This is a genomic window from Nostoc sp. (genome assembly GCF_036917555.1).
In the GTDB taxonomy this organism is placed as follows: domain Bacteria; phylum Cyanobacteriota; class Cyanobacteriia; order Cyanobacteriales; family Nostocaceae; genus Nostoc.
The window spans coordinates 1-24,479 of sequence record NZ_JBALDD010000080.1 but is presented as its reverse complement, the minus strand read 5'-3'; the positions used below and the strand labels follow the sequence as shown (position 1 = coordinate 24,479).

Genomic DNA, 24,479 nt, shown 5'->3' with positions numbered 1-24,479 from the left:
AACCGCGTGTGAGGTGAAAGCTTGAATAAGAAGCAACTATGGCAACTGCTAGCGATCGCAACAGCAGGATGGATTGGATTGGCAATTCCAGCATATGCCAAAGAAGTACCCCTAAAAGGACTGCAAGAAAGCGATCGCCAACTGATCAGGGCTATCATGCTAGCGCAATTGCCAGCACCCCAAACAGCGCCCTCAACAGAAGTTGTGCAAGTTACGGGAGTCAAAGTCAATCCCACCGAAAAGGGTGTAGAGGTGCTTTTACAAACATCCAAAGCTCAACAGTTGCAAATCACGAATCGCAGTGTTAATAATAGCTTTATTGCTGACATTCCTAACACCCAACTGCGTTTACCTAACAGTGAGGCGTTCACATTCCGCTCTGAAAAACCGCTTGCGGGAATTGCTGAGATAACGGTTACTAACTTGGATACAAATACTATCCGGGTGACCGTGACGGGTGAGGCTCTTGTACCAACAGTCGAGTTGTTTGACAGTCCAGATGAGGGTTTGATTTTTAGTGTTGCGCCTGTTGCTCCTTCTACACAGTCACAAACGCAACCAACACCTCAAAGTAACACCAAACCAAGTCAACCATCAGCTGAAGGAGATGAACCGATTGAACTGGTGGTGACAGGTGAGCAAGACACAGGATATAGCGTACCGGATGCATCGACAGCAACTAAAACTGATACCCCATTACGCGATATTCCCCAGTCGATTCAGGTGATTCCCCGCCGAGTGATTGAGGATCAAAAAATTACTCGCCTTTCTGATGCTCTCCGCAACGTACCAGGCGTAGTGACTAGCGGTAATCGTCGGAGTTTAGCACCTGATTACGTCATTCGAGGATTTACTACACAAAACACCCTGAGAAATGGGTTTACTTTTCCTGGTTCATCCACAACTCCAGCAAACGCATCAGCGGTATCCAATAATATTGAGCGAGTTGAGGTCTTGAAAGGTCCTGCTTCAGTCCTATATGGCAACCTTGAACCGGGAGGAGTAGTGAACTATGTGACAAAACAACCGCTAGAAACACCTTACTACGCAAGCGAATTTATTGTTGGCAGCGACAGCTTCTACAACCCCACACTCGATTTTTCTGGGCCGCTGACAACGGATAAACGCCTGTTGTATCGCCTCAATATTGGCTATGAAAATTCTGGTAGCTTTGTTGATTTTGTGAATCGGGAAAACTTTTCAATCGCGCCAACCCTAAGCTACAAGATTGGGGACTCTACCACATTGAATTTTGGCTATGAGTACATCAGGCAGGATGGAACGCCTTATAATGGTTTCCCAGCAAATCCGCTGGTTTTTCAATTACCACGCAACCGTTTTTTAGGAGAACCAGGCGATCGCGAGCAGAGTGACACTCATAATATTAATTTTACAATTTCCCATCGCTTTAATGACAATTTAGAAATTCGCAGCGGCTTTTTTACTCAGTTCACCAACTCCAAACGCTCGTCATTTCGCCTAGATTTTGGAGATTTAGACGGTTCATTAGCGCCAAGATTCTACGAAACAGGCACAGATGACAATCAACTATACTCCCTGCAAAATGATCTGATTTGGAAGTTTAATACAGGCACTGTGAAGCATCAACTACTGTTTGGACTTGAATGGACTAAATCTAGTGGTAACTTTAATTATGATGATAACTATACTGATTATTCCATTGATATTTTTGAGCCAGTTTATGGTGCGACTATCCCTAGAGAGTTTAACTTTTTATCATCACAACAGAAAGAACGAAATACCATTGCCCTCTATCTCCAAGATCAAGTCACGTTACTCCCAAATTTAAAGTTGCTAATTGGGGGTAGATATGATTTCAATCAACAGAGAGACATTTTTCAAGAGTTTAATAATATCAATATTGAGGAGCCGAGTGCCTACAATGCCACTAATCAAATTGATAATAACGCCTTCTCCCCACGCATTGGCATTGTCTACCAACCCATTGAACCTATATCGCTTTACGCCAGTTATAGCAGGTCTTTTGTTCCTAATGACTCTCGTACCAGAACTGGAGAAATTATTGAACCCACTCGCGGCACTCAATATGAAGCTGGTATCAAAACCGAACTTTTGGACAACAAATTATCAGCTACTTTAGCTGCCTATGAAATTACAAAGACAAACATTCCGACAAGAGATCCACAAGATCAAGAGGGTAACTCTGCGATTGGTGTAGGTGAAGTGAAAAGTCGAGGGGTTGAATTCAGTTTAGCTGGAGAACCGTTACAAAACTTGAATATTATTGCTTCTTTGTTTTTTAACCATACATTTGTCAGCGAAGACAATGACTTACCAGTAGGTGACAAATTAATAAATGCACCTAGTCAAGGCGCAAGTTTATGGATGAGTTACGAAATTCCAAAGGGAAACTTAAAAGGGTTAGGCTTTGGTGCAGGAGTGTTTTATGTGGGAGATAGAGAAGTTAGTTTACCTAACACATTCACAGTTCCCTCTTACGTTCGTGCTGATGCAGCAATTTTCTATAAACAAGATAACTGGCAACTTGGGCTGAACTTTAAGAACCTGTTTAACAAGCGGTATTACGAGACAGATGGTTTTATCCAACCTAGTGAACCATTGACTGTGCTGGGTTCGATTTCGGTACGTTTTTAACTAGTTAGGACGCTATTATTACTTGCTGTTTTTCAATGTCTTTAACTGTGACTTATTTGAGTTAATAAGTATATTTTGACAGTTAAATTGAAGCCCTTGAGTAATCCGTTATGACATCTACCAAACTTTCCCAAAACAACACTATCACCCCTAAAAGGCTCCGTAACTTTGTATTTTATCTCCACCGTTATCTCGGTCTAGTTTTGGGACTAATTATCGTGGTAATTGGTGTAACTGGCACATTGTGGATGTTTGATGCAGAAGTTTATCGTCTTGTCCTCAGTAAAAGATTGACGCAGGTAACACCACAGGGGAAACTGCTACCATTAAATGTGCTAGTAGAAAAAGTCCAAACTGCATATAGTAGTCAGCCTGACTTGAAAGTTAGCGGGATTAGCCCTGATTACTTTCAAACAGGCACTTCACCTGCATCTGTAGGCATAATTGACAAAAACGGCATCTCCTTAGATGTACTTCTCAATCCTTATACAGGTGAAATTCTTGGCACTCATCAAACAACAGGTGACTGGCTCGATATTGCTGGTAGATTGCATGTTGGCTCAGTCGCAGGCGATATAGGGGTGATAGTTTATGGCATTATTGGTTTGCTGATGTTTATTCTGTGCATCACAGGAATCTTTCTCTGGCCCGGTTGGCGCAAATTAGCTACAGGCTTCAAAATTAAACTCAACGCCCATCCCAAGCGAACAAACTTTGATATTCATAAAGTAGTAGGTATCTTCGCAGCTGTATTTCTAGCGATTCTAGGCTTTACAGGCTTTTGTATGAATTGGGGAAGCATGGTTAATCCAGTCATCCATGCTATTACTTTTTCTCCTTCTCCACCAGAACCAACCCTGGTTTCTATGCCGATTCCTGGTAAAAAACCAATTTCACTTCAACAAGCAATTCAAATATCAAATACAGCACTTCCCGGTGCTACAACTCCAATTATTTGGCCTCCCACTACACCTGAAGGGACTTACACCTTTCGCAAGCATTTCCCTGAAGATTTAAATTCATCAGGTTCAAGTGAAGTTTATGTCGATCAATACAGTGGAAAAGTTCTATCGGTCAAGAGCAGCCGTCAGTCATCTAGAGGCGATAAAGTGATTGAGTGGATTGGAAACCTGCATTTTGGTCACTATGGTGGACGCACAACAGAAATTATCTACGGTTTAGTTGGTATCACTCCCACCATTTTGCTGATTACAGGTTTTGTAATGTGGTGGTATCGCTATCAAAGGAAAAATAAAAAACAACCAGTTGAGTTTTATGATAAATAATTTTAAGGCTAATGAATAGCAAGCAGATAAGCGATCGCTACCACTGATTAACGGTAGTCAGGATTCTCCTGCATCTGTAGAATTTGTTCGAGCAATTGCTGCGCTGACTTCCGATCCTGTCGAGCTTGTTCGGCAAGCTGCCGATAATTCTCCTGTAACAGGCTAATTTCTTCGGCAGCCTGTCGATAATTCTCATCTAAGTGCCTGTTTGATGATGCTCAAAAGGTTGGCAAAGAAATAGATCCCAAATAGGTTCTATAAGTCAAAATTTTTATAGATACTCACACAAGTACAGTCAAAATGGATATAAAGAATGGCTTCGTTGGCGCTGTTGGCAATACCCCTTTAATTCGCTTAAACAGTTTTAGCGAAGAAACAGGGTGTGAAATCCTTGCGAAAGCAGAATTTCTCAATCCTGGAGGTTCCGTCAAAGACCGCGCTGCACTTTACATCATCGAAGATGCAGAAAAGAAAGGTCTACTCAAACCTGGTGGTACTGTTGTAGAAGGAAGCGCTGGTAATACTGGCATTGGACTAGCACATATTTGCAACGCCAAAGGCTACAAATGCCTAATTATTATTCCCGATACCCAGTCACAAGAAAAGATAGATGCACTGACAGCACTAGGAGCAGAAGTTCGTCTCGTCCCCGCCGTACCCTACAAAGACCCAAACAACTACGTCAAGCTATCTGGCAAAGTAGCTGCTGAGTTAGAAAATGCCATTTGGGCAAATCAGTTTGATAATTTAGCCAACCGCCTCGCCCACTACGAAACCACAGGTCCAGAAATTTGGACACAGACAGATGGTAAAATAGATGGATGGACAGCTGCAACTGGTACTGGTGGTACTTATGCTGGTGTAGCATTGTACTTAAAAGAACAAAATCCAGCAATTAAATGTGTTGTAGCCGATCCGCTGGGTAGTGGACTTTATAGCTATGTCAAAACTGGCGAAATTAAGATAGAAGGAAATTCCATCACTGAAGGCATCGGTAACGGTCGTGTCACAGCCAATATGGAAGGCGCACCTGCTGATGATGCCATCCAAATCGATGATAAAGAAGCTTTGCGAGTAGTTTACCAACTGCTGAGGAAAGATGGATTGTTAATGGGCGGCTCAACAGGTATTAATGTTGGGGCAGCTGTTGCCTTAGCAAAGCAGTTGGGGCCAGGACATACCATTGTCACTATCTTGTGTGATAGTGGTTCCCGGTATCAATCGCGGATATTCAACCTGGAATGGCTAGCCTCAAAAGGACTTTCAATAAATTAGTCATTAGTCATTAGTCATTAGTCATTGGTCATTAGCTTCCGACTTCCGACTTTTGGCAAATGACAAATGACAAATAACAAAGAACAAATGACCAACATCACTCAACCATCAGACTTCCCAAAAATCGATCAAGACTCTTCTGGTAAATGTGTGCGAATTTGTCAAAATCGTACTTGTAAAAAGCAAGGTGCAGTCAAGGTTTTAGCAGCTTTTACAGCTTTGCCCATCCCTGGTGTAACTGTAACGGCTAGCAGCTGTTTAGGACAATGTGGCAATGGCCCAATGGTGCTGATATTACCCGATATGGTCTGGTATAGCAGCGTTCAACCTGATGAAGTATCTCTACTGATAGAAAATCATTTGCTAGGTGGTCAAAGAGTCAAACAGATGCTCTATTATCGGTTTCATCCCCAGAAAGAAAGCTAATTAACAATATTAAACTCTGCAATCTTTTTGACTGAAGTGAGGCATCTACCCAATGAATATCCAGCAGCTGCGTCAATCCTTAAAAAAAAAGTGGCTTATTTACTACAAGCAAAATATTTCCTGGCTAGTCAAAATGCGAATTTGGGCCACTTACAATGGTTTGCGCCGTCCTTTGTCCGGTTTTATTTTGGCAACACTCTCTGTTTTGGAACCCCAGTTTGATGAAATACTTTCTTTTCTGCTGGAGCTGAATAACGATCCAGATAAAATAGTCGCTGCTTTAGGTCTTAACTTCAATCCTGATCAAGAGTTACGTTTAATAAAATCAGACCATTTTATAGCTACCACCCAAGTTGAAAACGAGTCGCCAGATGAGGAGTATTCTGAGGATAAACATCTGTCATCGGTTGTAACTGCTACTGCGCCTAATTCTCTTGCCAAAACTCTAGACTCCAACTTGCCACGCGCCGCTCGACTTGTGCCATCATTTACAGCTACCACTGAGGTAGTTCGTACACACCAACCTGAGTTGGTAGTTGCATTTGCTACTAAAATTGCTCCAGATACTCCAGCAAAAACGCCAGCCTCCGGTTTTGTAAGCGAATATCAACCACTACAATCGCCCCTTGAACGCCTCCCTTCAGGAAACTCGCTGACAATGACTGCTGAGGTTAACACCAAAGCCAAAATTATGCCATCTGCAGCGTTAGCTACTGAGGTTAAAAGCAACTCGCCATCTAACCCAATCCCTGTAGGTGCATTCCTGGCAATTACCACTGAGATTGACAGTAATGGCAAACCAGTGCGATCGCTAGCAATTACTACTAAGGTTAAAAGCAACGACAAACAACCGAATATTCAACCACAAGAGTTTAAAAGCAAAGTAAATTTACCAACTACAAATGCCCGTAGTATAGCTTCTTGGGTAGATGAATTTTGTTACGGCGCTAGGGAGAAAGAGAAAGATATTTTGATTTGAATTACGGGTATTCGTGAGAAACAAACGGGATTTCTACTATTTCACCCTCAGTTTCTCCCACTTTGACTTTTAAGCCTACACCACCAGCTTTGGTGCGAATGTAACCTAGTCCAAAGTAACCATCAGCTGTTTGGGTGTAACTAGTAAGTTTGCCGACCTTTTCATCTCCAACTGCGATCGCACTTCCAACTTCCACAGGGGCACTGAGGCGAACTCCAAACAGGTGTTGTTTTACACCTTTATATGTATTTAACCGAGCAATAGTTTCTTGCCCAATATAACAACCTTTAGTAAAAGAAATTGTTTGCCACAAGCCAACTTCTAGAGGATTGTAATCATCTGTGAGTTCTGCATCTGGGGCGGGGCGGCCTTGTAAGATTCGCAAGGCATCCCAGGCGCGATCGCTCATCTCTACCGCCCCAGCTTCTAACAGTTTGTTCCACACCGTTTCTTTGTCAGTATAGGGGAAAGTGAAGGTGTATCCGGGCGCAGCTAACCCGCTACCCACACCAATCCGCACACCCTCAGCTGGAGCGATCGTGTATACTTGGTGACTACCGTAAGGTTGTCCAATGAGTTCGCCAATACCCAACTTTTCTAAAACAGCATCGCTTCCTGGACCAATCAGGCTCAAGGTGTTGGTGTATTGGGTAATATCAGATAATTCCACCTTATCTGCATAGAAAATATATTTATCCAGCCATTCCATCAAAAACTGGCGACGGTTGGGTGAAACCAGCAAGATTACTGCATCTTCTCTAACGTAGGCGGTTACTAAATCGATTGTTCTAGCTGTGGAAGTGACAAAAACCGTATCACAACCTTGTCCTGGCTTGAGTATTTGGAAATTGTTAGTACTTTGGTTATGTAAGAAATTGAGGCGATCGTCGCCAGCTACTTTGATCCGTCCCCAGGCGGTGCGATCGCATATTGCAACCCTAACTCTGGCGGCTTGGATAGCTGCTGCGTCTTGATCGTCAAGTGTAGATGTTGGCATGGTGATGATAAGTTGCCCTGTTTGAATGTTGTCGCACTGGAAATCTTAGCAAATAAGCGTTTGCGGCTTCAATGCACATCCTCAGCACGACCAAGGTAGTGAGCTGAGGCATCAATTATCACTTTCGTCTTTGTCATGCCATTCTGCTTGGCATAACCCATTGCCTCTGTTCAAGCTCTGGCGGAATTCTAATACTAAATTGAGGTGAAGTCATACTGTAAATTCCACTGCATAATCTTAGTATACCAGTGTCATTTTTGTACAACATAAAAAAATACGTTTCTTTACTCTGTAGTACTGCAAATCACTAATTATGGTCAAAAAATACGATGTTGTACTATCTTTTGCAAGTGAAAATCGAGAATATGTTCGAGCAGTTGCAGTTACTCTTCATGCTGCTGGTATCAAAGTTTTCTATGACGAATTTGAACAGGTTAATCTTTGGGGCAAGAACTTGTATGTTCATTTAGATGAAATCTATCGTAATGAAGCACGCTTTTGTGTCATGTTTATTTCTAAACATTATTTAAAGAAAACTTGGACTAATCACGAAAGAGAAAGCGCTCAGGCTCGTGCATTCAAAAGAGAAGAAGATTATCTTTTACCTGCCAAGTTTGATGATACAGAAATTCCAGGGCTTCTTCCAACAATTGGTTATATCAAATTACAACAAATTACACCTCAAGAATTTGGACAGATTATTATTCAGAAGCTTATAAATGCAAACCCAAATTTTTTTTCTACTAAGAATGTACCCAAAGCTAGGGTTATTGCAGATAATAGTATTGAAACACCGAATATTAATAAACCCAAGGCTGACCAAAAGACTATTATCACACGTAACAACTCATTAAATGATGCTAAAAAACCAAAATCAAAGACCAAAAGTTTAAATTTTACTCTTGAAGGAATTAGTCAATTATTTAACGATAAACAGATAGTTTATAAGATTTTAACTAAAGGAGGCAAAAATAATTATACAGGAGTAGCGAAGAAAGGAGAAATTTACATAACTATTCAGAAACATTTACAACCAGGGAAAAATCGTGTTCCAGGATGCAAGGTTAAAATTGAGCGAATGAGTACTATTCAAGAAGCACAGGATAAGGCAGACAGAATTATAAAGATAAGTAAGCCTAAGTATAATAAATCAATAAAATATTAGCCAACTGCGCTCGCGCCTCGTCATCGATAAATTACTTATCCGTACGCTGGGCAGTATTTTACGACAAGCTGGGATAAGTGTAGAAGAGTTTGAGGTTTTATAAGGGCACGTAGGGGTGAAAAGGGCGAGGTTATCGCTTCTTCAAATTTAACGCCATGTTTTTCGATGTTGCTTTGTGCTTTATTTTCATCCTATTCAAATTCAATACCTTATAAACAATAAACAATATCCATTTATTAATTTTGCTTTTAAATTAACTGCTCCCTATGAGTGAAGATTTTGCTGCTTGAGGAAAAAGCGATCGCCTTACCTGATAAGCCCACGCAAGTGGGCTTAGTTCGTGTATTCTATTTTCAGGGCTTCAACTCTCTGGCAATTTAGCAAACGCCTGCTCAACCAACTCCTTTGACTTAGCATCTAAACGCAGCCAATCCACTTCACTGAATTCATCGATTAAACTAGTATCAATATCAGCAGTTTCCTTCTCTGGAGTGTATTCAAGAAAACACACTTGGTAACATAGTTCCCACAAATCGATACTCGCTTCTTGCTGTTGACGCTGCAAACGTAGATGATATCCTGGATGGGGCATCGGCAGACGAGCCAGAGTTCCTCTGATTTCATCTGCTTCTTGGGGTGTTGCAGTTTCCATTGCTTGCAATAGCTCAGTCACCAATGCTTTGATTTCATCAGTGGTGCTAGGCGGCCAAATCAGGACATCATGGTAAGTTCCTGTCCAGGAAGATTCATCAAGCTGCTTGCGGATATTATCGATAACGCGAATGAAAGCAGGTTGCATGAGGATTTCAGCCTGCTGCCATGCAACTGGATTTGTTATTTTAGGTGGCATTGGTAATAAACAGGGGCACTAAAAGAAAAATAAACAGTCTGCGTTTATTAAAAAGCTGCGTTTTTAATCTAAATCTTTTCTCAAGATAGCGGATTTCATTGAAGAAAATTTGGAGATATTTATTACCAGCTGGAAAATTAGGTAATAACTCTGGGGAGGGAATATGATCGGCAAGCTACTAGACCATCGTTACCAAGTAATTCGAGTCCTCGCAATGGGAGGATTTGGTCAAACCTACATTGCCCAAGATACTAGGCGACCAGGCAATCCCATTTGCGTTGTCAAGCACCTCAAACCCGGAACTGACCCCAGAGTTTTTGATACTGCTAAACGCTTGTTCAGCAGTGAAGCCGAAACCTTAGAAAAACTGGGCAATCATGACCAAATACCCAGGCTGCTAGCGTACTTTGACGAAAACCAAGAATTTTATTTAGTACAAGAATATATTGAAGGACATACCCTAGCTGAGGAACTTATACCTGGTAAGCGCTGGAGTGAAAGCCAAGTAGTTCAACTGTTGCAGGAAGTTCTAGAGATTCTGGAATTTGTCCATCGCCAAGGCGTGATTCACCGCGACATCAAACCGGATAATATCATCCGCCGTGTTTCAGATAATAAGTTAGTTTTAGTTGATTTTGGGGCAGTGAAACAACTGCGTACACAACTGGTAACAGTGGGCGGACAAGCCTCTGCTACAGTGGTTATCGGCACTCCTGGCTATATGCCCACAGAACAAGGGCAAGGTAAACCTCGTCCTAACAGCGATATCTATTCCCTTGGCATTATTGCCATTCAAGCACTAACAGGATTACAGCCAACAGAATTGCAAGAAGACCCGGAAACAGGGGAAGTTATCTGGCGGCATTCAGTAACCGTGAACCATCGACTGGCGGCAGTGTTGTCCAAGATGGTACGTTATCACTTTAAAGACCGCTACCAAAACGCTACGGAAGCACTGCAAGCATCTAAAGACGCGATTAATCCAGTACCTGCACTTTCCACACCTCAAGAAACCGCCAAAAATTCCAGTTACCAAGCAGCCAAATCTCAGCCTCAAGTATCTCGGCTGCAAACTATTGCAGTTGCACCAGCAAATCCTGTCCCTGCTAAACCTGCGCGTAAAGACTCTGGTAAATCCGACCCCTGGCCGATATTAATTGGTATATTACTGGCGGGTGGTGCGGCTGCCTTGGTAGCAAATGTATATCCAAATGTGAAAAATTTAGCTTTAAATCTTACAGGTAAAGATACCGCCTTAGCAAACAAATGCTCGGCTGTTGTTGTCGGAAATTCTAATATCCGTTCTGAACCTAGTTCGATAAATTCTGATAATATTGTGCAAACTGTTGCTAATAACACCAATTTTGAGGTGACTGGCAAGCGAACAAAACGAGGTTGGATAGAAGTTAAGCTTAAATCTGGTGATTTGGCTTGGGCACACCCGACCGTGATAACTAATAATCAGGAATGGGGTTCTTGCCTACGTGACAAAGGTATTGCAACTAGGATTGTAGATGATAGTAGCTTGATTGCGACTCGAACAATTCCCCAGCCAAAACCAAAATCTAGGGATGTAGTAACTCCATTACCAGAAAAGGCGAAGGGGTCAACTGACGATACTGGGAAAACAGAACGATCGCAGCCTAATGATAACAGTGCCAATATTATCGAACAAGCAAAAAAGAAGTATGATTCAGGGGATATAATTGGAGCGATCGCACTTCTAAGATCGGTTCCGGCAAATGCTGCTTCTGGTATCCAAGAAACAGGCAAAATGATTGCCCAGTGGCAAGATGATTGGGCTAAGGCAGAGGCGTTATCTAATGAAATCAACAAAGCAATAGATGATGGTAAATGGGATAAAGTTTTAGATTATAGAAACCATCCAGAAAAGTTGCCTAATACTCAATATTGGCGAAATAAAATCGAACCATTATTTAAACAAGCAGCCGAAAATCTAGCAAAACAGGCACTAACTGAGCTAAAAAATCAAGGTAATCAGAAAAATACCCAACAGAAACTTCTTGATACTAAGCAACCTGCCACTAAAGAAAGTCCTAATACTACAGAAACTTCTGAAGGCGGTTTGTGAAATCAAAGTTTGCTAATTAAAATGTTTCAGCATCTATTGGTAATAGGTAATAGATAATCTTATTAACTATACCTATTGATGTTGAACTAATTTCTCTTTTATTGATGTATATTTTCTGCAATTTTAAGGGCTTGTGCTAATAATTGCTCGCTTTTATTTTTTTGTTTTAATTGTGTGTACCCAATAGCGATCGCAGTTATCACCTTAACTTTATCATCACGGCTTTTGATAGTTTTAGCAACTTCAAGTGCTTGTGATAATACCTGCTCTGCTTTAGCAGATGGTTCTGCTTGAGTAGCTTGCTCAACAATTTTAGGCAAAACCAAGGTGCCGTTAGGATTAGACAAAATAGTTTCAGCCTTCTCTTTAAGTACATCCTCTTTAAGTACTTGAAAAGCTTGCTCATATTGACTTTTTTTTGTGTACTCAACAGCAACTACGCCCAAAGCTTCTCTTTGCCTATAAGAGTACTTTATTTCCTGGATCGCTTGAAAGGCTTGCTCATATTGCTCTGCTGCTGCACATATCTTAGCAATTTCAGCAAATAGTTCTGAGGTTTCCTGATTAATTGAATCAAAAATATCTTTATAAGAACGAGGGTAATCCTTTATCAATTTGGTAGTCTCAATAGCTTGATTGAATTGCCCCACTTTTGCAGAACCAATAGCAATATTATGCAAATCAGAATTTTTTACTCCACCATCTTTTTGTTTTTTAACACTTTGAAGGGCTTGGGCTAACAACTGCTCTCCCTTAGCCTGTTGTCCAACTTGTGCATACTTAACAGCCACTTTAGCAATATTGTTTGAATATTGTGCATTTTGTGAGACTTGCGCTAGCACTTGCAATGCCTTTGTTTTTTGTCCAACTTGTGCATATTTGAGTGCGATTTCAGCCATCTCATCAGTGGTTTTAGCTTTTTGAAGTGCTTGTACTAATATCTGTTCTGCTTCAGCCTTTTGTCCTGCTTGTACATACTTAAGTGCAACTTCAGACATTACTATAGATTGAGAAACTATAGATAGAAAAGTAATGCTATTTTCTTGAATGAAAAATAAATTATTATTTGACATTAATTTGGCAATTGGAAGAGCTTTTTCGTATTGCCCCACTTCCAGCGAGTAGTAATATGCTTCAACGCAACGTTTTTCTCTGTTGATTCGTATACTTGAAAAGATTTTGCTACTTGAAGTGCTTTGTTGTATTGTCCTATTTCTACATAAACAATTCCCAACTGCTCTAATAACTTGCGTCTACTAATGTAAATAGACTCATTTGTTTTAATAGACTCATTTATTTTGATAGTTTGAATAGCTGGGGCTAATAACCTCGAGGCTTTATCCTGTTGTCCTAATTTTGCATATCCGACAGCAATTTTAGCTAAAAGTTCTGCCTGGAGGGGTTGCCTACCATTATTTTTCTCATAAATGGCAACCTTATCCACAGGTTGACAAGCTACACCAAATATGGTTAATAATACTGCGTGAGCGCAGGTCGTCGTACTCCTACGCAGAAGCAAGCTACGCGTAACGTCTCGCAGAGAAGACATCGCCAGTTTTTTGAGTTTCATCCGCTTTTTGAGCTTGATTAATCACTCATGTACAAAACAAGCATCTAGGCAGTATTTTAACAGTGTTACCCTGTATATCTCTTACCTAGATGCTTTGTCCGATATTTTTTGTTGTTACTGCATTTCGTCGTATTCTGGGGCTTCAACTCGTCTTGCTTCCATCCGCGAAGCAGGCAGAAACTCAGCACGACGGACTGGAACTAAGGGCGGCGTATTTCCTTGGTAAGGGTGAATAACTTGTACAGTACGGGCTGGACGCTGCCGTGGTGAGAACAAAGCCAATACCCCAGCGACAACAACACCACCACCAATAGTGAGAGTTGCGCCTCCCACAGCCCAAAGCACGGGTGAAGACCACCAAGTATTTTGCGGTTGAAATGTTGCTGCTGTTTTTGGTTGGTTATTCTGCTGGGCTAATTGCCACTGCTGCTGAGTATTGAAATTTTGGACTTGTCCCTGGAGTTGTTGATTTTGCAACTTTAACTGTTCATTGTCGTTTTTTAAACGCTCCAGCTGCATCTGCGTGTTCAACTTCTCCATCTCTAGGCGCTGGTCAGTATTAGTACCAGTCGGTGGCTGAACCTGATTGGGATACATTGGTTGCCCATAAGGCCCGTAAGGATACATTTGTGGCTGCATTCCTTGGGGCGCGACTACACCTGGGATTTGTGGAGCAACAGCAAAGTTAGGTTGTAGAGGGGTATTTGTTCCTTTGAGCAATACGAGAGCCGCCAGCCCAGCTACGGCCACTCCGCCGATAAATGCCATACTCTCACTCATCGCTTTTGCTCCTCGATTGCGACGTAACTATAATCATTCTTGACTGACTCACTCTCACACTCATAAATTATGCCTACTTGATTTCACATAATACTCAAACTATAAGCGACTCTATCAGCTAGTTTTTTTACACGATCATATCTGATGTTAATATTCAAGACCATAATGGTCAAATTGTCTATCAAATAAGGATAGCAAAACTACACTGTTATACTTTTTTAATCTACTTTCTCCGTCTAATCAAGAGGAGTATTTGTGCTGGTGTTGGTGGTTTTGATGGCTGCCTTGAGACTTTGGCAAAATTGGGCGATCGCATTTAGTCCTTGCTCTGGTGTCCCTTGGGCTAACCGTTTTACAACAGCGCTACCCACGATCGCACCATCTGCGCCCCATTCCCTTACCTGTCGGGCTTGTGCAGCTTCAGAGATGCCAAAGCCGACTGCGATGGGTTTATCAGTAACACTACGAATTTGTTTGAGTAAATCGGACACGCGGATTTCCAGTTGCGATCGCACCCCTGTTACTCCAGTGACGCTGACTAAATAAATAAATCCTTGGGAAGAACGAGCGATCGCTTCGATCCGTTCAGCAGAACTGGTGGGAGCGATCAACAAGATTACGTCAATTCCCATCTCACTAGCTGCTTGGAGCAATCCTGCTGCTTCTTCTAAGGGCAAGTCAGGTATTACCAATCCTGCAACCCCAGCCGCAGCAATTTGCCCAAGAAATTTTTCAATTCCCCTGTGCAAAATTGAGTTGTAATAGATTAACAGAATAATCGGCGATCGCAATTTGGGAGTAATCCCTTGCAGCATTTCTAGCACCTGCTCTAACTTCGTACCCCTTTGCAAGGCGCGGGTAGCAGCAGCTTGAATGACTGGCCCATCAGCCAAAGGATCGGAATAGGGTATACCCACTTCTATAATGTCGGCTCCACTACGATCTAGAACCTGCAAGGCTTTTGCTGTTGTTTCTAAATCTGGATCGCCAGCAGTGATAAACGGAATCAGAGCGCACTCACGATTGTGCCCAAGGGTTTTAAAGCAATCAGAAATCGCAGTCATTTAGTCAAGTGTCAAAGTTCAAGAGTCAAGGGTCAAGGCTCAAAATTCGGACTTTGAACTCTGGACTCTTGACTCATCAATGATAACTTTACACCTGAGATTGCTCTTCTTGTTCTATTTCGGCTTGAATTCGTGCTAGTTCTTCGGGAGTAAGCTCGTCTAACCGCTTTTGCAGAAAGTCTTGCTCATACTGTTCCCGCTGTTGGTGGTAGGTCATTTTTTGTCCCACCGCACGGAAAAAATAGGTGGCTAACCAGCCAACTAACCCACTGACTAGTAAGACTTGGCTCCATATACCAGCTTTCTGATTATCCAAACCGACTAGCTGCAATCCCAAATATGCCAAGCCGCCGGCAATAAAAACACCCAAGCCAATTCCAATAACGTCAATCCGTCGCATGAGAGTTATGACCTACCAATCTCGTTAAACTTGAACTTGTCGCCGTTGGGGTCGGAAATTTGCAAACGGCGATAGAACCAACAGACCCGGAAAGAAGAAAAACACCAAAAAGTACATAAAGACACGCTCAATGGAGCTAGCTACATACCAACGCTGCTTCAGGTACAGCAAAACAGCAATGGGGATTACCAAAAGGTAAGCTCCAGCCAAAATCAGATATAGCAGGGCGACAATCATAACTTTCAAGTCTTAAGCATCTGTTTTCCATCATAGGCTGAAGAGACAGACTCAGAGAAGTATAGTCATAATGCTTTCAACATAACTGTGCCAGAATTCCTCGAAACCGCTAACAAAGAGGCGAAAGCGCATTGGTGGGCTGGAGTACTTTTACTGTGGGCGATTCAACGGATTTCATAACAAAAGCTAATATCATGCTATTATGTGAATCCACTAGCAAACAAATGCTTTAGTTAAACAAGATCGAAAACTCATCCAGATTATTACGAGAAAACCAAAAAGACTTTCTTTCTTTGGCAAGCGATCGCACAATCTGGAAAAAATATTTTCAATCTAGTTGGACAAAAGACACAATTGATGGTGGAATAGATAGGGAGGTATTTGCTACCTCTAGAAAATAACTAGTTACACTAGTTGCTAAACACCTTTGGGGGTGTGGCGGAATGGTAGACGCTACGGACTTAAATAATTGAGCCTTGAAGGAGAAATCCCTCAAGTGGAAGCTCTCAAACTCAGGGAAACCTAAATCTGGTGACAGACATGGCAATCCTGAGCCAAGCCGAAGAAAGTCCTGAGTCATGAGTGTTGAGTGCTGAGTAAATTTAAAACTCCTAACTCTTAACTCCTAACTCATCAATTGTTCGGAAGGTGCAGAGACCCGACGGGAGCTACCCTAACGTTAAGTCGAGGGTAAAGGGAGAGTCCAATTCTCAAAATCTGAGTTGGCTATTGTCATCAGGTAGCAGTGAAAACTGCAGGAGAATGAAAATCCGTTGACCGTAAAAGGTCGTGTGGGTTCAAGTCCCTCCACCCCCACTAAAAATTTAAAATACCGAAACGCTTCGATAGAAGTTATGGGCGGGTTATATCTAATCTATAGATAGACTCGCCCATATCCATATATTTATGTATGTATGGTCTTTTCTGGTTATAAATAAGTAATTTCACTGAACTATTTGATGAAGTTTTAAACAATTTGTCTTTAATACTTTATTTATAGTCCCAGTTAATCAAATTTGTGTAAAAAGATGACTGAATTTCTGAAGAATAGATTGATGCTCCTGTTCACCAAGGTTAAGCTGGTAATAATATGAACAGGAAGCCTTTTTGTCCTGATAACTGAAATGACCACTAATCTTTTATCAATTAGTCAGGAAAATCCCCATTGTGTTACGTCTAACTCTATACAATTAGATGTGCAAACCGCCCAAGAGGAGGTTTATAGCTTCTTTGTGGAAATTGTCAATAAATTGCCACCAGAGGATGTTTTACGAGAATTCAAAGGTTTATTTATAGACGGTCTTGATTCCGAATATTCCGATTATATACCCGGAATATATAATATTTTTTTAGATAATAATGAACAGGAATTATATAATACACTTAAGCGGTGTTGCTACATCATAGTTAATAATTGGAAAACTAACCGAAAAGACAAATATATCCAAGACTTAGTTAATTTATTTGTTAATGAAAATCTGAAAATAAAGGACAATAATCCTCTAGTAGTAAAAACTTGTAAAATTTGGTTAGAGAAGTTTGCTAACAGCAAAGATTACAAGGATCTGAAATTATTTGCTACTAAATATGAAGAATCATCTAAAGGTCATTGGGCTAATCGCTACACTTCCTATTTATTGATCGATCAATCTGTTAATAATAAGAACCCTAAAGAGCAACAAGAGGCTGCTAAAAGGCTTTCTAAACAGATAAAAGACAAATTTAAGTTTGAACTAGCAATGTATATTGCTCGTTCTCAATCTGCTGTCTCAAGCACAACGCGCTATAAAAATCCCAGTATTTTGGGAGACCAAGCTCTGCGCTTAATAAAAGCAATTGTCTTAAAGAGAGGCGTATTTAGTCATGATAATATTGCCCATATATTTCTTAAGCAAACTGAAAATCAAACTCTGAAAGAATTTAAAACTAACCTAGAAAAATATCTATTTTTTTCTGTAGAAAATCAAGAATCAGTCGAGACTTGGCGGCAGCAATTTACACATAGTTTATCCTTATGGAAGACAGATTATAATCAAGAAATTATTACTAAAGAATTTTTCTTGAGAACTTGTAATCGAGTGATTGATTGCTTGACAATAGAAAATGCTAAAGAGCCTTCGCAATTATTTATCTTATTAATTAACCAAGGTCATGCTCTCACCTTGGTAATTATATTATTAAAGGTTATTTTGATTTGTAGAAATTCCCGGAGACATTTAGAAACTCGGATTGCTCATTTAATTCGTTTTTACGAAACCTATTCCGAAGAGGAATGCAAAGGAGTCATAAATTTTATCGAGATTTTTAATATCACGTTCGCCATTTATGCAGAAAATGTAGAATATAACTTGATTAAGATGGAAGAAGAACAACAAAGCAGTAATCAGCAATTAAATCTGGATAGTTATCGTGTGTTTTCACAGATGAAAGTAGATAGACAAAAATGAATTTTGCCTGATTCATGATTTTGCAAGGCGTTCATCTAAGCAAGCTAGGGCAGCACCCACAGTTTCAGCTAGAATACTAATGAGGCGATATAGAGCGATCGCACTAAATACTAAGGCAGCTGGAAAGTGGTGTCGTAAAAGTTCATACGCAGTCGCTTCAAACACACCTAACCCACCAGGCGCACCCGGTATAACAAATCCCAACAACCAAGCGCAACTAAAAGCTCCTAATAACAAAGGAATTTGATTCGCATTCAACGAACCCAAGGCAAACATAGTTAATATAAACCCTGTGGCGCGTAGTCCCATAAAGCCCACTTCTCCTAACAAAGGACGTAAAGGGTAGCTTTTAACACTGAAGGGAACAGTTGCTTGAGTGGTAGCAGCAGACTTTTTTGCTTTTAATTTATATAAAAAACGAATAACTGGGTTCAAAAACCAGGGATGAATCGCACTAAGGACTACAGCTAAACTCAGAAATTGTAGTATTTGGATAACAAGGGTAGTATTAGCTGCTGCAAATTGGCTACTGCATAAGACAATGATGATTAAAGCAGCCGCTAGCATGAGTAGCGGTTCTAGTAAAACGCTTAAGGTGGCTACAGCAGTAGGAATATTGGCATTTTTGGCGGCGACAATTCGTCCGTAGTGATGCCAGATATTACCTGGTAAATACTTAGCGATGTTCGTTTTTAGGTAAACTTGGATGAATTGGGGAGATGATACAGGTTGATTTAACTCTTGAAGAATCCAAGTCCAAATCCAGCCTGCCCAAGTATGAGCTAGTAAAGTTACCCCTGTAGCGATCGCCATAATTGCCCATCCTACATCATCAATGCGGATAGCAGTTACCTCAATCCAATTATCCTTCAGAGCTTTCCCTAAAAAAAACAGCGTCCCCCCCAAAATTATCCAGCGTAAAAATTGTTTCATGAATTTAGTCATTTAACGGTAGAGCAACAAAGGCTAAATACCTCAAATATTATGGGACATCAGCTATATATCCAAAGCTTTGGAAGTCTCAAACAGGTTGATGTAGGTCTTTTGACGACAACCATATTATTTTAGTTTATATCTCCCTAGAGTTAGATAAAATTATTCCTTTTGCGCTAATTAAAATGTGACTTGCGCTAGAGGTAAAACTTATTTAACTATTCATACTATTGATTAAAGTTATTATTCTTTCTGAATGCTTGGGATACAAAATTAATTCCAAATGCTATCTTGGTTGAAGTTTAACTAGTCACAAAAATGCAAGGAGTGAAACTATGAAAAAAGCAATGACTTGGCTGAAAAGCATTCGTCCCTTGAAAGTTTTAACTGTTTTTTTAGCAGGAATATTCTTATTTCTGACACAAGCATGTGGTGCCCCAGGAATAGCAACACAACCACCACAGCCTGACACTCAATCACCTTATTCCAAACGATACGATCCTACAAAAGATTATCCTCTCTCTTCTCCTGCGGGTGGAATAAATAACTTTAGTGATGTAGAACCCAGAGGGAGATTAGATGAAAAGGCAGCTAATGATAGAGCTGATGCGCTGGCAAAAAATGCTCAAAAAAATATTGAGCAGAAAGGAGCCGACAGCCCAGGGCAATATGGTGAAAATTTCAAACAAGGTACACCACTTGGCGAAAGAGTGAAGAACCTGGGTGAAGATATCGGCAGTTCAGCTGAAGAAGTTCGCAAAGGTGTTGTTAAGGGAACTCAGCGAGGAATTGAAAATATTAAGGGTAATACCCAAAATGCAGCCGAAGACGTGACGACAAATGTTCAGCGTGGAGCTGAGGATGCTGGTAAAAATGTTAAGCGCACAGCTGAGGATGCAGGCAACAGAGTGAAGAGGGCAGTTGATTGAAATTAGTCATTTAATTTCTTGTAAAAATTTGAAAGCGCCCATAGACTTATAGTCTGGGGCTACCTAAAAAAAGCCTGCGTAGACAGGCTTTTTTTGGGTTTGAGATGGGGGTTAATTCCCTTAAACTCTATTAATAGATATCTCTAGAAATTAAATATGCGTTATCCAGAACCCTTGTAGAGATGTAGCACTGCTATGTCTCTACATTCTTTTTACTCATCATATCTCTATATAGCGGTTCTCGTTTACATGAGCTACACCTGTAGGGGCACTGCCGTGCCCATACGTGTCAACTTAAGCCAAGGCTCATGGAATTCGCGGCTACACAGGCTCTCGTCCGCCGCCGCAAACTAACGGAAAATCAAAGTTTTGAAACTCACCTCCGTGGGTTTTGTTTGTGTAAACGCGGTTTCTAACCACCCATTTCGCGTTAAGTTAACACCAATGTGCCGTGCCCCTACACTCGTGATGTTGTACCGCATCTGAATGGAAACTGCTATAAGTCTTTAAACTCCATTAATGAGTCTTTTAGCTCCGTGAACGATTTTTTTGTACTGTCGGTAATTGCCTGCAACTGCGCTGTAGTAGAGTGTAACTAATTAATAGCGCCGTGAATAAAATCCTGATTTTTTCTGCTAATCCTCAAAATAGGGAAAAACCGCCCTTGGATGACGAAGCACAGAATTACCTAACTTTTATACCAGATTGACTCGCAACTAGACAAGCTTTTCCACTCAAAAAGCTGAAGGAAGACAAGGTTAATAGTAATGTTAAACTCACAGGCTAAACGCATCTTCATCAGCTACAAGCGTAATGCTAGTCCTGATGAACCAGTGGTGGTGCAAGTCTTCCAGGCGCTATCGCAGCAGCACAAAGTTTTTATCGACCAAACGATGTCCGTTGGTACACACTGGGCTGAACGTATTGAAGCAGAAATCCGCCAAGCTGATTTTCTAATTACTTTCCTTTCAGCCTTGTCAACCAGCAGCGAGATGGTGGTGGCAGAAATAGAGACAGCACACCACTTGGCAAAATCACAGTCAGGACGCCCGATAATTCTCCCGGTGCGTTTGGCGTATCAAGAACCGTTCCTGTATCCCTTGAGTGCTTACTTAAATGGGATTAATTGGGCGTTCTGGAAAGATGCAGAAGATACGCCGCGCCTGATTGCAGAGTTGTTGCAAGCTGTCTCTGGCGGTGCATTGGCTATCAGTAAAGAAAAATCGAAAGCAGATTTACTCCAGAAGAGTCAACCGTCACCCCTACCCCATCCCTTTCCTTCAGCACAGCCAGTCTCCCTGGAAATGCCGGAAGGGACAATGGAGGCGCAATCTGCTTTTTACGTGGAACGCTCATCTGATGCACTTGCTTTGCAGACTATTGAGCGGCAGGGTGTGACAATTACAATTAAAGGCCCCCGGCAAATGGGCAAAAGTTCACTGTTAATCCGCACAATTAATACTGCTGTGAATGCAGGGAAGCGGGTTGCTTTGCTGGATTTCCAATTGTTTGATAAAGCCGCCTTAACTAATGCTGACCTTTTCTTTCGCCAGTTCTGTACTTGGTTAACCGATGAACTGGAAATGACTGACAAAGTTGATGAGTATTGGAATATGCCTTTGGGCAATAGTCAGCGTTGCACTCGCTACGTCGGGCGCTATTTGCTGAAGGAGTTTGGCAACCCTATTGTCTTAGCGATGGATGAAGTTGAAAGGGTTTTTGATACTGATTTTCGCTCTGATTTCTTCGGAATGCTGCGAAGTTGGCACAACAGCCGCGCCACTACTCCCATCTGGAAGCAACTGGATTTAGCGCTGGTGACTTCCACTGAACCCTACCAGCTAATTGATAATCTCAACCAATCCCCCTTTAATGTTGGGCTAGTAATTGATTTAGAGGACTTTACAGCAGCACAGGTTGCTGATTTAAACCGCTGTCATGGTTCACCTTTCAACCCCAGCGAAGAAAAGCAATTAATGGCGTTACTGGGTGGACATCCTTATTTAGTACGCCTTGCACTCTACTTAGTTGCTAGCGATCGCCTCCATCCTACCGAATTATTTGCCAATGCGATCGCAGATAATGGCCCCTTTGGCAATCATCTACGTAACCACCTCTTCCGGCTGCATAACAAACAGGAGTTGGTTCACGGTATGTCCCAAATAATTCGCCAGAACACCTGTGAAGATGAGCGCATCTTTTTCCGTTTGCGGGGCGCGGGTTTAGTGCGTCGAGAAGGGCGTGTAGTGTTTCCCCGTTGTCAACTTTACACCGATTATTTCCGGGAGCATTTGCGTGGCTAATCCAAGCATTTACACTGTAGGCGGGACGGTGCAGGCTGGCGGTGGCATTTACATTCCCCGCCAAGCTGATGAAGAATTGCTCAGTTTATGTCGGTCAGCAACTTTTGCTTATGTGCTGACGCCGCGCCAAATGGGTAAGTCTAGCCTGATGGTACGCACGGCAGAAACATTAAGGGACGAGGGAATTCGCTCAGTAATTGTTGACCTTCAGGAATTGGGGGCAAATGTCACAGCTGAACAGTGGTATTTTGGCTTTTTGGTCAAGCTAGATGACCAACTGATGTTTAATACAGATGTGGTGAGTTGGTGGCAAGAACACCAGCATCTGGGAGTATCGCAACGGCTAACACAGTTTTTTGAGAGAGTTTTGCTGGCTGAAGTTGATGGGCAAGTGGTGATTTTTGTCGATGAAATTGACTCTACCCTCAGTCTGGATTTTACCGATGATTTTTTTATTGCAATTCGTTATCTCTATGTTGCCCGTGCTACTAATCCTGAATTTGGGCGGCTTTCTTTTGTCTTAATGGGGGTAGCGACTCCCGGCGATTTAATTCGTGATGCCAAGCGCACACCGTTTAATATTGGACAGCGTGTCGATTTAACTGATTTTACCTTTGAGGAAGCCTTACCCTTGGCTGAGGGATTGGGATTACCCAGCAATGAAGCCAACCAGATATTACGCTGGGTGTTGAAGTGGACGGCGGGACACCCATATTTAACGCAGCGTCTCTGTGGTGCTTTGGTAGCAGAAGCAAGTAGGGAATTTGTAGAAACGCGATTTATCGCGTCTTTAGAGAGTAGGGATGTAGAAAGAATAGTTAACAGCACATTTTTTGGCATGATGAGTGAGCAAGACAATAACTTGCAGTTTGTGCGGGATATGCTGACTAAACGCTCACCAGACCCAGAGGTTTTGACTATTTACCGCGAGATTCGCTGGGGTAAGCAGGCAGTTGTTGATGAGGAACAGTCTTTGGCTAAATCTCACTTGAAGCTATCGGGGGTGGTGCGGCAGGAGAATAATGTTTTGCGGGTGCGGAATGAAATCTATCGGCAGGTGTTCGATTACAAGTGGATTAATAAACATTTGCCGTTTAACTTGCGGGATAGGTGGGAACAGCTTAAACCTGCACTGCCTTATGTGATTGTAATGGTAGTGTTTTCGATATTATCGACGGGAGTCACTTGGTATATTTACAACCAAAATCTGATTGCCCAAGATGCCCGCGACAGTGAAAAAGAGCAACGTCTAATTGCCCAAGATGCCTTGAAAAGAGAACAAATACAGCGACAAGAGGCAGACCGTCAAACTAAAAATGCTCAGTACCAGCAGAAAAAAGCAGAGGAACAACGCCGGGAGGCAGATAAGCAAAAGCATATTGCTAATCAGGAGAGTGAAAGAGCTAAAAAAGGAGAGGAGCAAGCAAAGTCTACACAACAATTAGCTGAAGAAAGGGGAAAAAAGTTAGCAAATGCACTTGATAAAACCAAAGCGGCGGAACAATTAGCTAAGGACAGACAGGCAGATGCTGAAAAGCAACGAGATTTTGCCAAGTTAAAAGAACAGGAAGCAACTGCTGCTAAAGCATATGCGGATAAAAGTCGGATAAATGCTGAAATTCTTGCCAATAGTCTTAAATCACAAAACCTGATGGCATCAAATTTAGAGCTTGATGCTTTAGTAGCAGGCTTGAAGGTAGGAAAACAACTCAAAACACTAAATAAAAATGTAGAACCAGATACCCGCATTTTGGCAGTAGCCACACTTCAGCAGGTGGTTTATGGAGTCAAGGAACGTAACCGACTAGAAGGTCATAGCAGTTATGTTAATGGTGTGGCATTTAGTCCCGACGGTCAAACCATTGCCTCTGCCAGTGATGACAAGACGGTAAAGCTGTGGAATCGCAACGGGCAACTCCTGCAAACTCTCACTGGTCATAGCAATTCGGTTTATGGCGTGGCATTTAGCCCCGACGGTCAAACCATTGCCTCTGCCAGTTCAGACAAGACGGTGAAGCTGTGGAATCGCAACGGGCAACTCCTGCAAACTCTCACTGGTCATAGCAATTCGGTTTATGGCGTGGCATTTAGCCCCGACGGTCAAACCAT

The 24,479-nt window shown here is 41.7% G+C and carries 20 protein-coding genes; 11 read left to right on the top strand and 9 right to left on the bottom strand.

Annotated features, from left to right (window positions below; all coding sequences use genetic code 11):
• The first annotated feature begins 21 nt into the window (after positions 1–21).
• From V7K60_RS31020 to V7K60_RS31000, 5 genes are all read left to right on the top strand, one after another.
• Entirely contained in the window at positions 22–2,637 is a 2,616-nt protein-coding gene (locus tag V7K60_RS31020) for a TonB-dependent siderophore receptor (RefSeq protein WP_334931476.1), read from the top strand.
• 110 nt (positions 2,638–2,747) lie between these two features.
• On the top strand, positions 2,748–3,923 hold the full coding sequence (locus tag V7K60_RS31015) for a PepSY-associated TM helix domain-containing protein (RefSeq protein ID WP_334931475.1): 1,176 nt from the start codon (positions 2,748–2,750) through the stop codon (positions 3,921–3,923).
• 300 nt (positions 3,924–4,223) lie between these two features.
• Positions 4,224–5,198: a cysteine synthase A gene (locus V7K60_RS31010; RefSeq protein WP_334931473.1), complete on the top strand. Its 975-nt coding sequence runs from the start codon at positions 4,224–4,226 to the stop codon at positions 5,196–5,198.
• An 87-nt stretch (positions 5,199–5,285) separates the two neighbouring features.
• Positions 5,286–5,624: a (2Fe-2S) ferredoxin domain-containing protein gene (locus tag V7K60_RS31005; RefSeq protein ID WP_334931631.1), complete on the top strand. Its 339-nt coding sequence runs from the start codon at positions 5,286–5,288 to the stop codon at positions 5,622–5,624.
• A gap of 52 nt (positions 5,625–5,676) precedes the next feature.
• Positions 5,677–6,603 (top strand): DUF5331 domain-containing protein, encoded by a 927-nt coding sequence (locus V7K60_RS31000; RefSeq protein WP_334931471.1) that lies wholly within the window; start codon positions 5,677–5,679, stop codon positions 6,601–6,603.
• Position 6,604: 1 nt separating this feature from the next.
• Here V7K60_RS31000 and ygfZ read toward each other — a convergent pair whose 3' ends face one another.
• Positions 6,605–7,600, bottom strand: a complete 996-nt coding sequence (ygfZ, locus tag V7K60_RS30995) for a CAF17-like 4Fe-4S cluster assembly/insertion protein YgfZ (protein WP_334931469.1) — start codon at positions 7,598–7,600, stop codon at positions 6,605–6,607.
• Between the two features lie 313 nt (positions 7,601–7,913).
• Here ygfZ and V7K60_RS30990 point away from each other — a divergent pair, with 313 nt between their 5' ends.
• A complete protein-coding gene (locus V7K60_RS30990) occupies positions 7,914–8,765 on the top strand; it encodes a toll/interleukin-1 receptor domain-containing protein (protein ID WP_334931467.1) in 852 nt (283 codons plus the stop codon).
• Positions 8,766–9,126: 361 nt separating this feature from the next.
• Here V7K60_RS30990 and V7K60_RS30985 read toward each other — a convergent pair whose 3' ends face one another.
• Positions 9,127–9,615 carry a hypothetical protein gene (locus tag V7K60_RS30985; RefSeq protein WP_334931465.1) on the bottom strand — a complete coding sequence of 163 codons (489 nt, stop codon included), beginning with the start codon at positions 9,613–9,615 and terminating at the stop codon, positions 9,127–9,129.
• Positions 9,616–9,778: 163 nt separating this feature from the next.
• Between V7K60_RS30985 and V7K60_RS30980 the strand changes: the two genes are divergently transcribed.
• Complete coding sequence (locus tag V7K60_RS30980; RefSeq protein ID WP_334931463.1) at positions 9,779–11,707, top strand: serine/threonine protein kinase; 1,929 nt, start codon at positions 9,779–9,781, stop codon at positions 11,705–11,707.
• 98 nt (positions 11,708–11,805) lie between these two features.
• On the opposite strand, the gene V7K60_RS30975 is transcribed toward V7K60_RS30980, so the two are convergent.
• From V7K60_RS30975 to ndhL, 6 genes are all read right to left on the bottom strand, one after another.
• Entirely contained in the window at positions 11,806–12,819 is a 1,014-nt protein-coding gene (locus V7K60_RS30975; protein WP_334931461.1) for a tetratricopeptide repeat protein, read from the bottom strand.
• Positions 12,780–13,277, bottom strand: coding sequence for a hypothetical protein (locus V7K60_RS30970; protein ID WP_334931459.1), 498 nt, complete (start codon positions 13,275–13,277; stop codon positions 12,780–12,782). The genes V7K60_RS30975 and V7K60_RS30970 overlap by 40 nt, the downstream gene beginning before the upstream one ends.
• Before the next feature lie 114 nt (positions 13,278–13,391).
• Complete coding sequence (locus tag V7K60_RS30965) at positions 13,392–14,057, bottom strand: heterocyst differentiation related protein (RefSeq protein ID WP_292872812.1); 666 nt, start codon at positions 14,055–14,057, stop codon at positions 13,392–13,394.
• Positions 14,058–14,293: 236 nt separating this feature from the next.
• Positions 14,294–15,121 (bottom strand): tryptophan synthase subunit alpha, encoded by an 828-nt coding sequence (gene trpA, locus V7K60_RS30960; RefSeq protein ID WP_334931457.1) that lies wholly within the window; start codon positions 15,119–15,121, stop codon positions 14,294–14,296.
• A gap of 88 nt (positions 15,122–15,209) precedes the next feature.
• Positions 15,210–15,521, bottom strand: a complete 312-nt coding sequence (locus V7K60_RS30955; RefSeq protein ID WP_334931455.1) for a DUF3007 family protein — start codon at positions 15,519–15,521, stop codon at positions 15,210–15,212.
• Positions 15,522–15,545: 24 nt separating this feature from the next.
• Complete coding sequence (ndhL, locus tag V7K60_RS30950; protein ID WP_094347179.1) at positions 15,546–15,758, bottom strand: NAD(P)H-quinone oxidoreductase subunit L; 213 nt, start codon at positions 15,756–15,758, stop codon at positions 15,546–15,548.
• A gap of 1,124 nt (positions 15,759–16,882) precedes the next feature.
• On the opposite strand from ndhL, the gene V7K60_RS30945 reads away from it, so the two are divergent.
• Positions 16,883–18,205 carry a hypothetical protein gene (locus V7K60_RS30945; RefSeq protein WP_442944498.1) on the top strand — a complete coding sequence of 441 codons (1,323 nt, stop codon included), beginning with the start codon at positions 16,883–16,885 and terminating at the stop codon, positions 18,203–18,205.
• 12 nt (positions 18,206–18,217) lie between these two features.
• On the opposite strand, the gene V7K60_RS30940 is transcribed toward V7K60_RS30945, so the two are convergent.
• On the bottom strand, positions 18,218–19,138 hold the full coding sequence (locus V7K60_RS30940; protein WP_334931451.1) for a lysylphosphatidylglycerol synthase domain-containing protein: 921 nt from the start codon (positions 19,136–19,138) through the stop codon (positions 18,218–18,220).
• Positions 19,139–19,473: 335 nt separating this feature from the next.
• On the opposite strand from V7K60_RS30940, the gene V7K60_RS30935 reads away from it, so the two are divergent.
• The 3 genes from V7K60_RS30935 to V7K60_RS30925 form a co-directional block, all read left to right on the top strand.
• Positions 19,474–20,067, top strand: a complete 594-nt coding sequence (locus V7K60_RS30935; protein ID WP_334931449.1) for a hypothetical protein — start codon at positions 19,474–19,476, stop codon at positions 20,065–20,067.
• A 767-nt stretch (positions 20,068–20,834) separates the two neighbouring features.
• Positions 20,835–22,370 carry an AAA-like domain-containing protein gene (locus tag V7K60_RS30930; RefSeq protein ID WP_334931447.1) on the top strand — a complete coding sequence of 512 codons (1,536 nt, stop codon included), beginning with the start codon at positions 20,835–20,837 and terminating at the stop codon, positions 22,368–22,370.
• On the top strand, positions 22,363–24,479 hold a 2,117-nt coding region (locus V7K60_RS30925), incomplete at its 3' end, for an AAA-like domain-containing protein (protein WP_334931445.1). The genes V7K60_RS30930 and V7K60_RS30925, both read left to right, overlap by 8 nt.

Coding starts and splice junctions, on each gene's coding strand:
- V7K60_RS30970 (WP_334931459.1), bottom strand. CDS start 13,277: ATGAAACTCAAAAAACTGGCGATGTCTTCTCTGCGAGACGTTACGCGT.
- ndhL (WP_094347179.1), bottom strand. CDS start 15,758: ATGATTGTCGCCCTGCTATATCTGATTTTGGCTGGAGCTTACCTTTTG.
- V7K60_RS30930 (WP_334931447.1), top strand. CDS start 20,835: ATGTTAAACTCACAGGCTAAACGCATCTTCATCAGCTACAAGCGTAAT.
- V7K60_RS30990 (WP_334931467.1), top strand. CDS start 7,914: ATGGTCAAAAAATACGATGTTGTACTATCTTTTGCAAGTGAAAATCGA.
- ygfZ (WP_334931469.1), bottom strand. CDS start 7,600: ATGCCAACATCTACACTTGACGATCAAGACGCAGCAGCTATCCAAGCC.
- V7K60_RS31015 (WP_334931475.1), top strand. CDS start 2,748: ATGACATCTACCAAACTTTCCCAAAACAACACTATCACCCCTAAAAGG.
- V7K60_RS30965 (WP_292872812.1), bottom strand. CDS start 14,057: ATGAGTGAGAGTATGGCATTTATCGGCGGAGTGGCCGTAGCTGGGCTG.
- V7K60_RS31000 (WP_334931471.1), top strand. CDS start 5,677: ATGAATATCCAGCAGCTGCGTCAATCCTTAAAAAAAAAGTGGCTTATT.
- V7K60_RS30940 (WP_334931451.1), bottom strand. CDS start 19,138: ATGAAACAATTTTTACGCTGGATAATTTTGGGGGGGACGCTGTTTTTT.
- V7K60_RS30955 (WP_334931455.1), bottom strand. CDS start 15,521: ATGCGACGGATTGACGTTATTGGAATTGGCTTGGGTGTTTTTATTGCC.
- V7K60_RS30985 (WP_334931465.1), bottom strand. CDS start 9,615: ATGCCACCTAAAATAACAAATCCAGTTGCATGGCAGCAGGCTGAAATC.
- V7K60_RS30980 (WP_334931463.1), top strand. CDS start 9,779: ATGATCGGCAAGCTACTAGACCATCGTTACCAAGTAATTCGAGTCCTC.
- trpA (WP_334931457.1), bottom strand. CDS start 15,121: ATGACTGCGATTTCTGATTGCTTTAAAACCCTTGGGCACAATCGTGAG.
- V7K60_RS31005 (WP_334931631.1), top strand. CDS start 5,286: ATGACCAACATCACTCAACCATCAGACTTCCCAAAAATCGATCAAGAC.
- V7K60_RS30945 (WP_442944498.1), top strand. CDS start 16,883: ATGACCACTAATCTTTTATCAATTAGTCAGGAAAATCCCCATTGTGTT.
- V7K60_RS31010 (WP_334931473.1), top strand. CDS start 4,224: ATGGATATAAAGAATGGCTTCGTTGGCGCTGTTGGCAATACCCCTTTA.
- V7K60_RS30935 (WP_334931449.1), top strand. CDS start 19,474: ATGAAAAAAGCAATGACTTGGCTGAAAAGCATTCGTCCCTTGAAAGTT.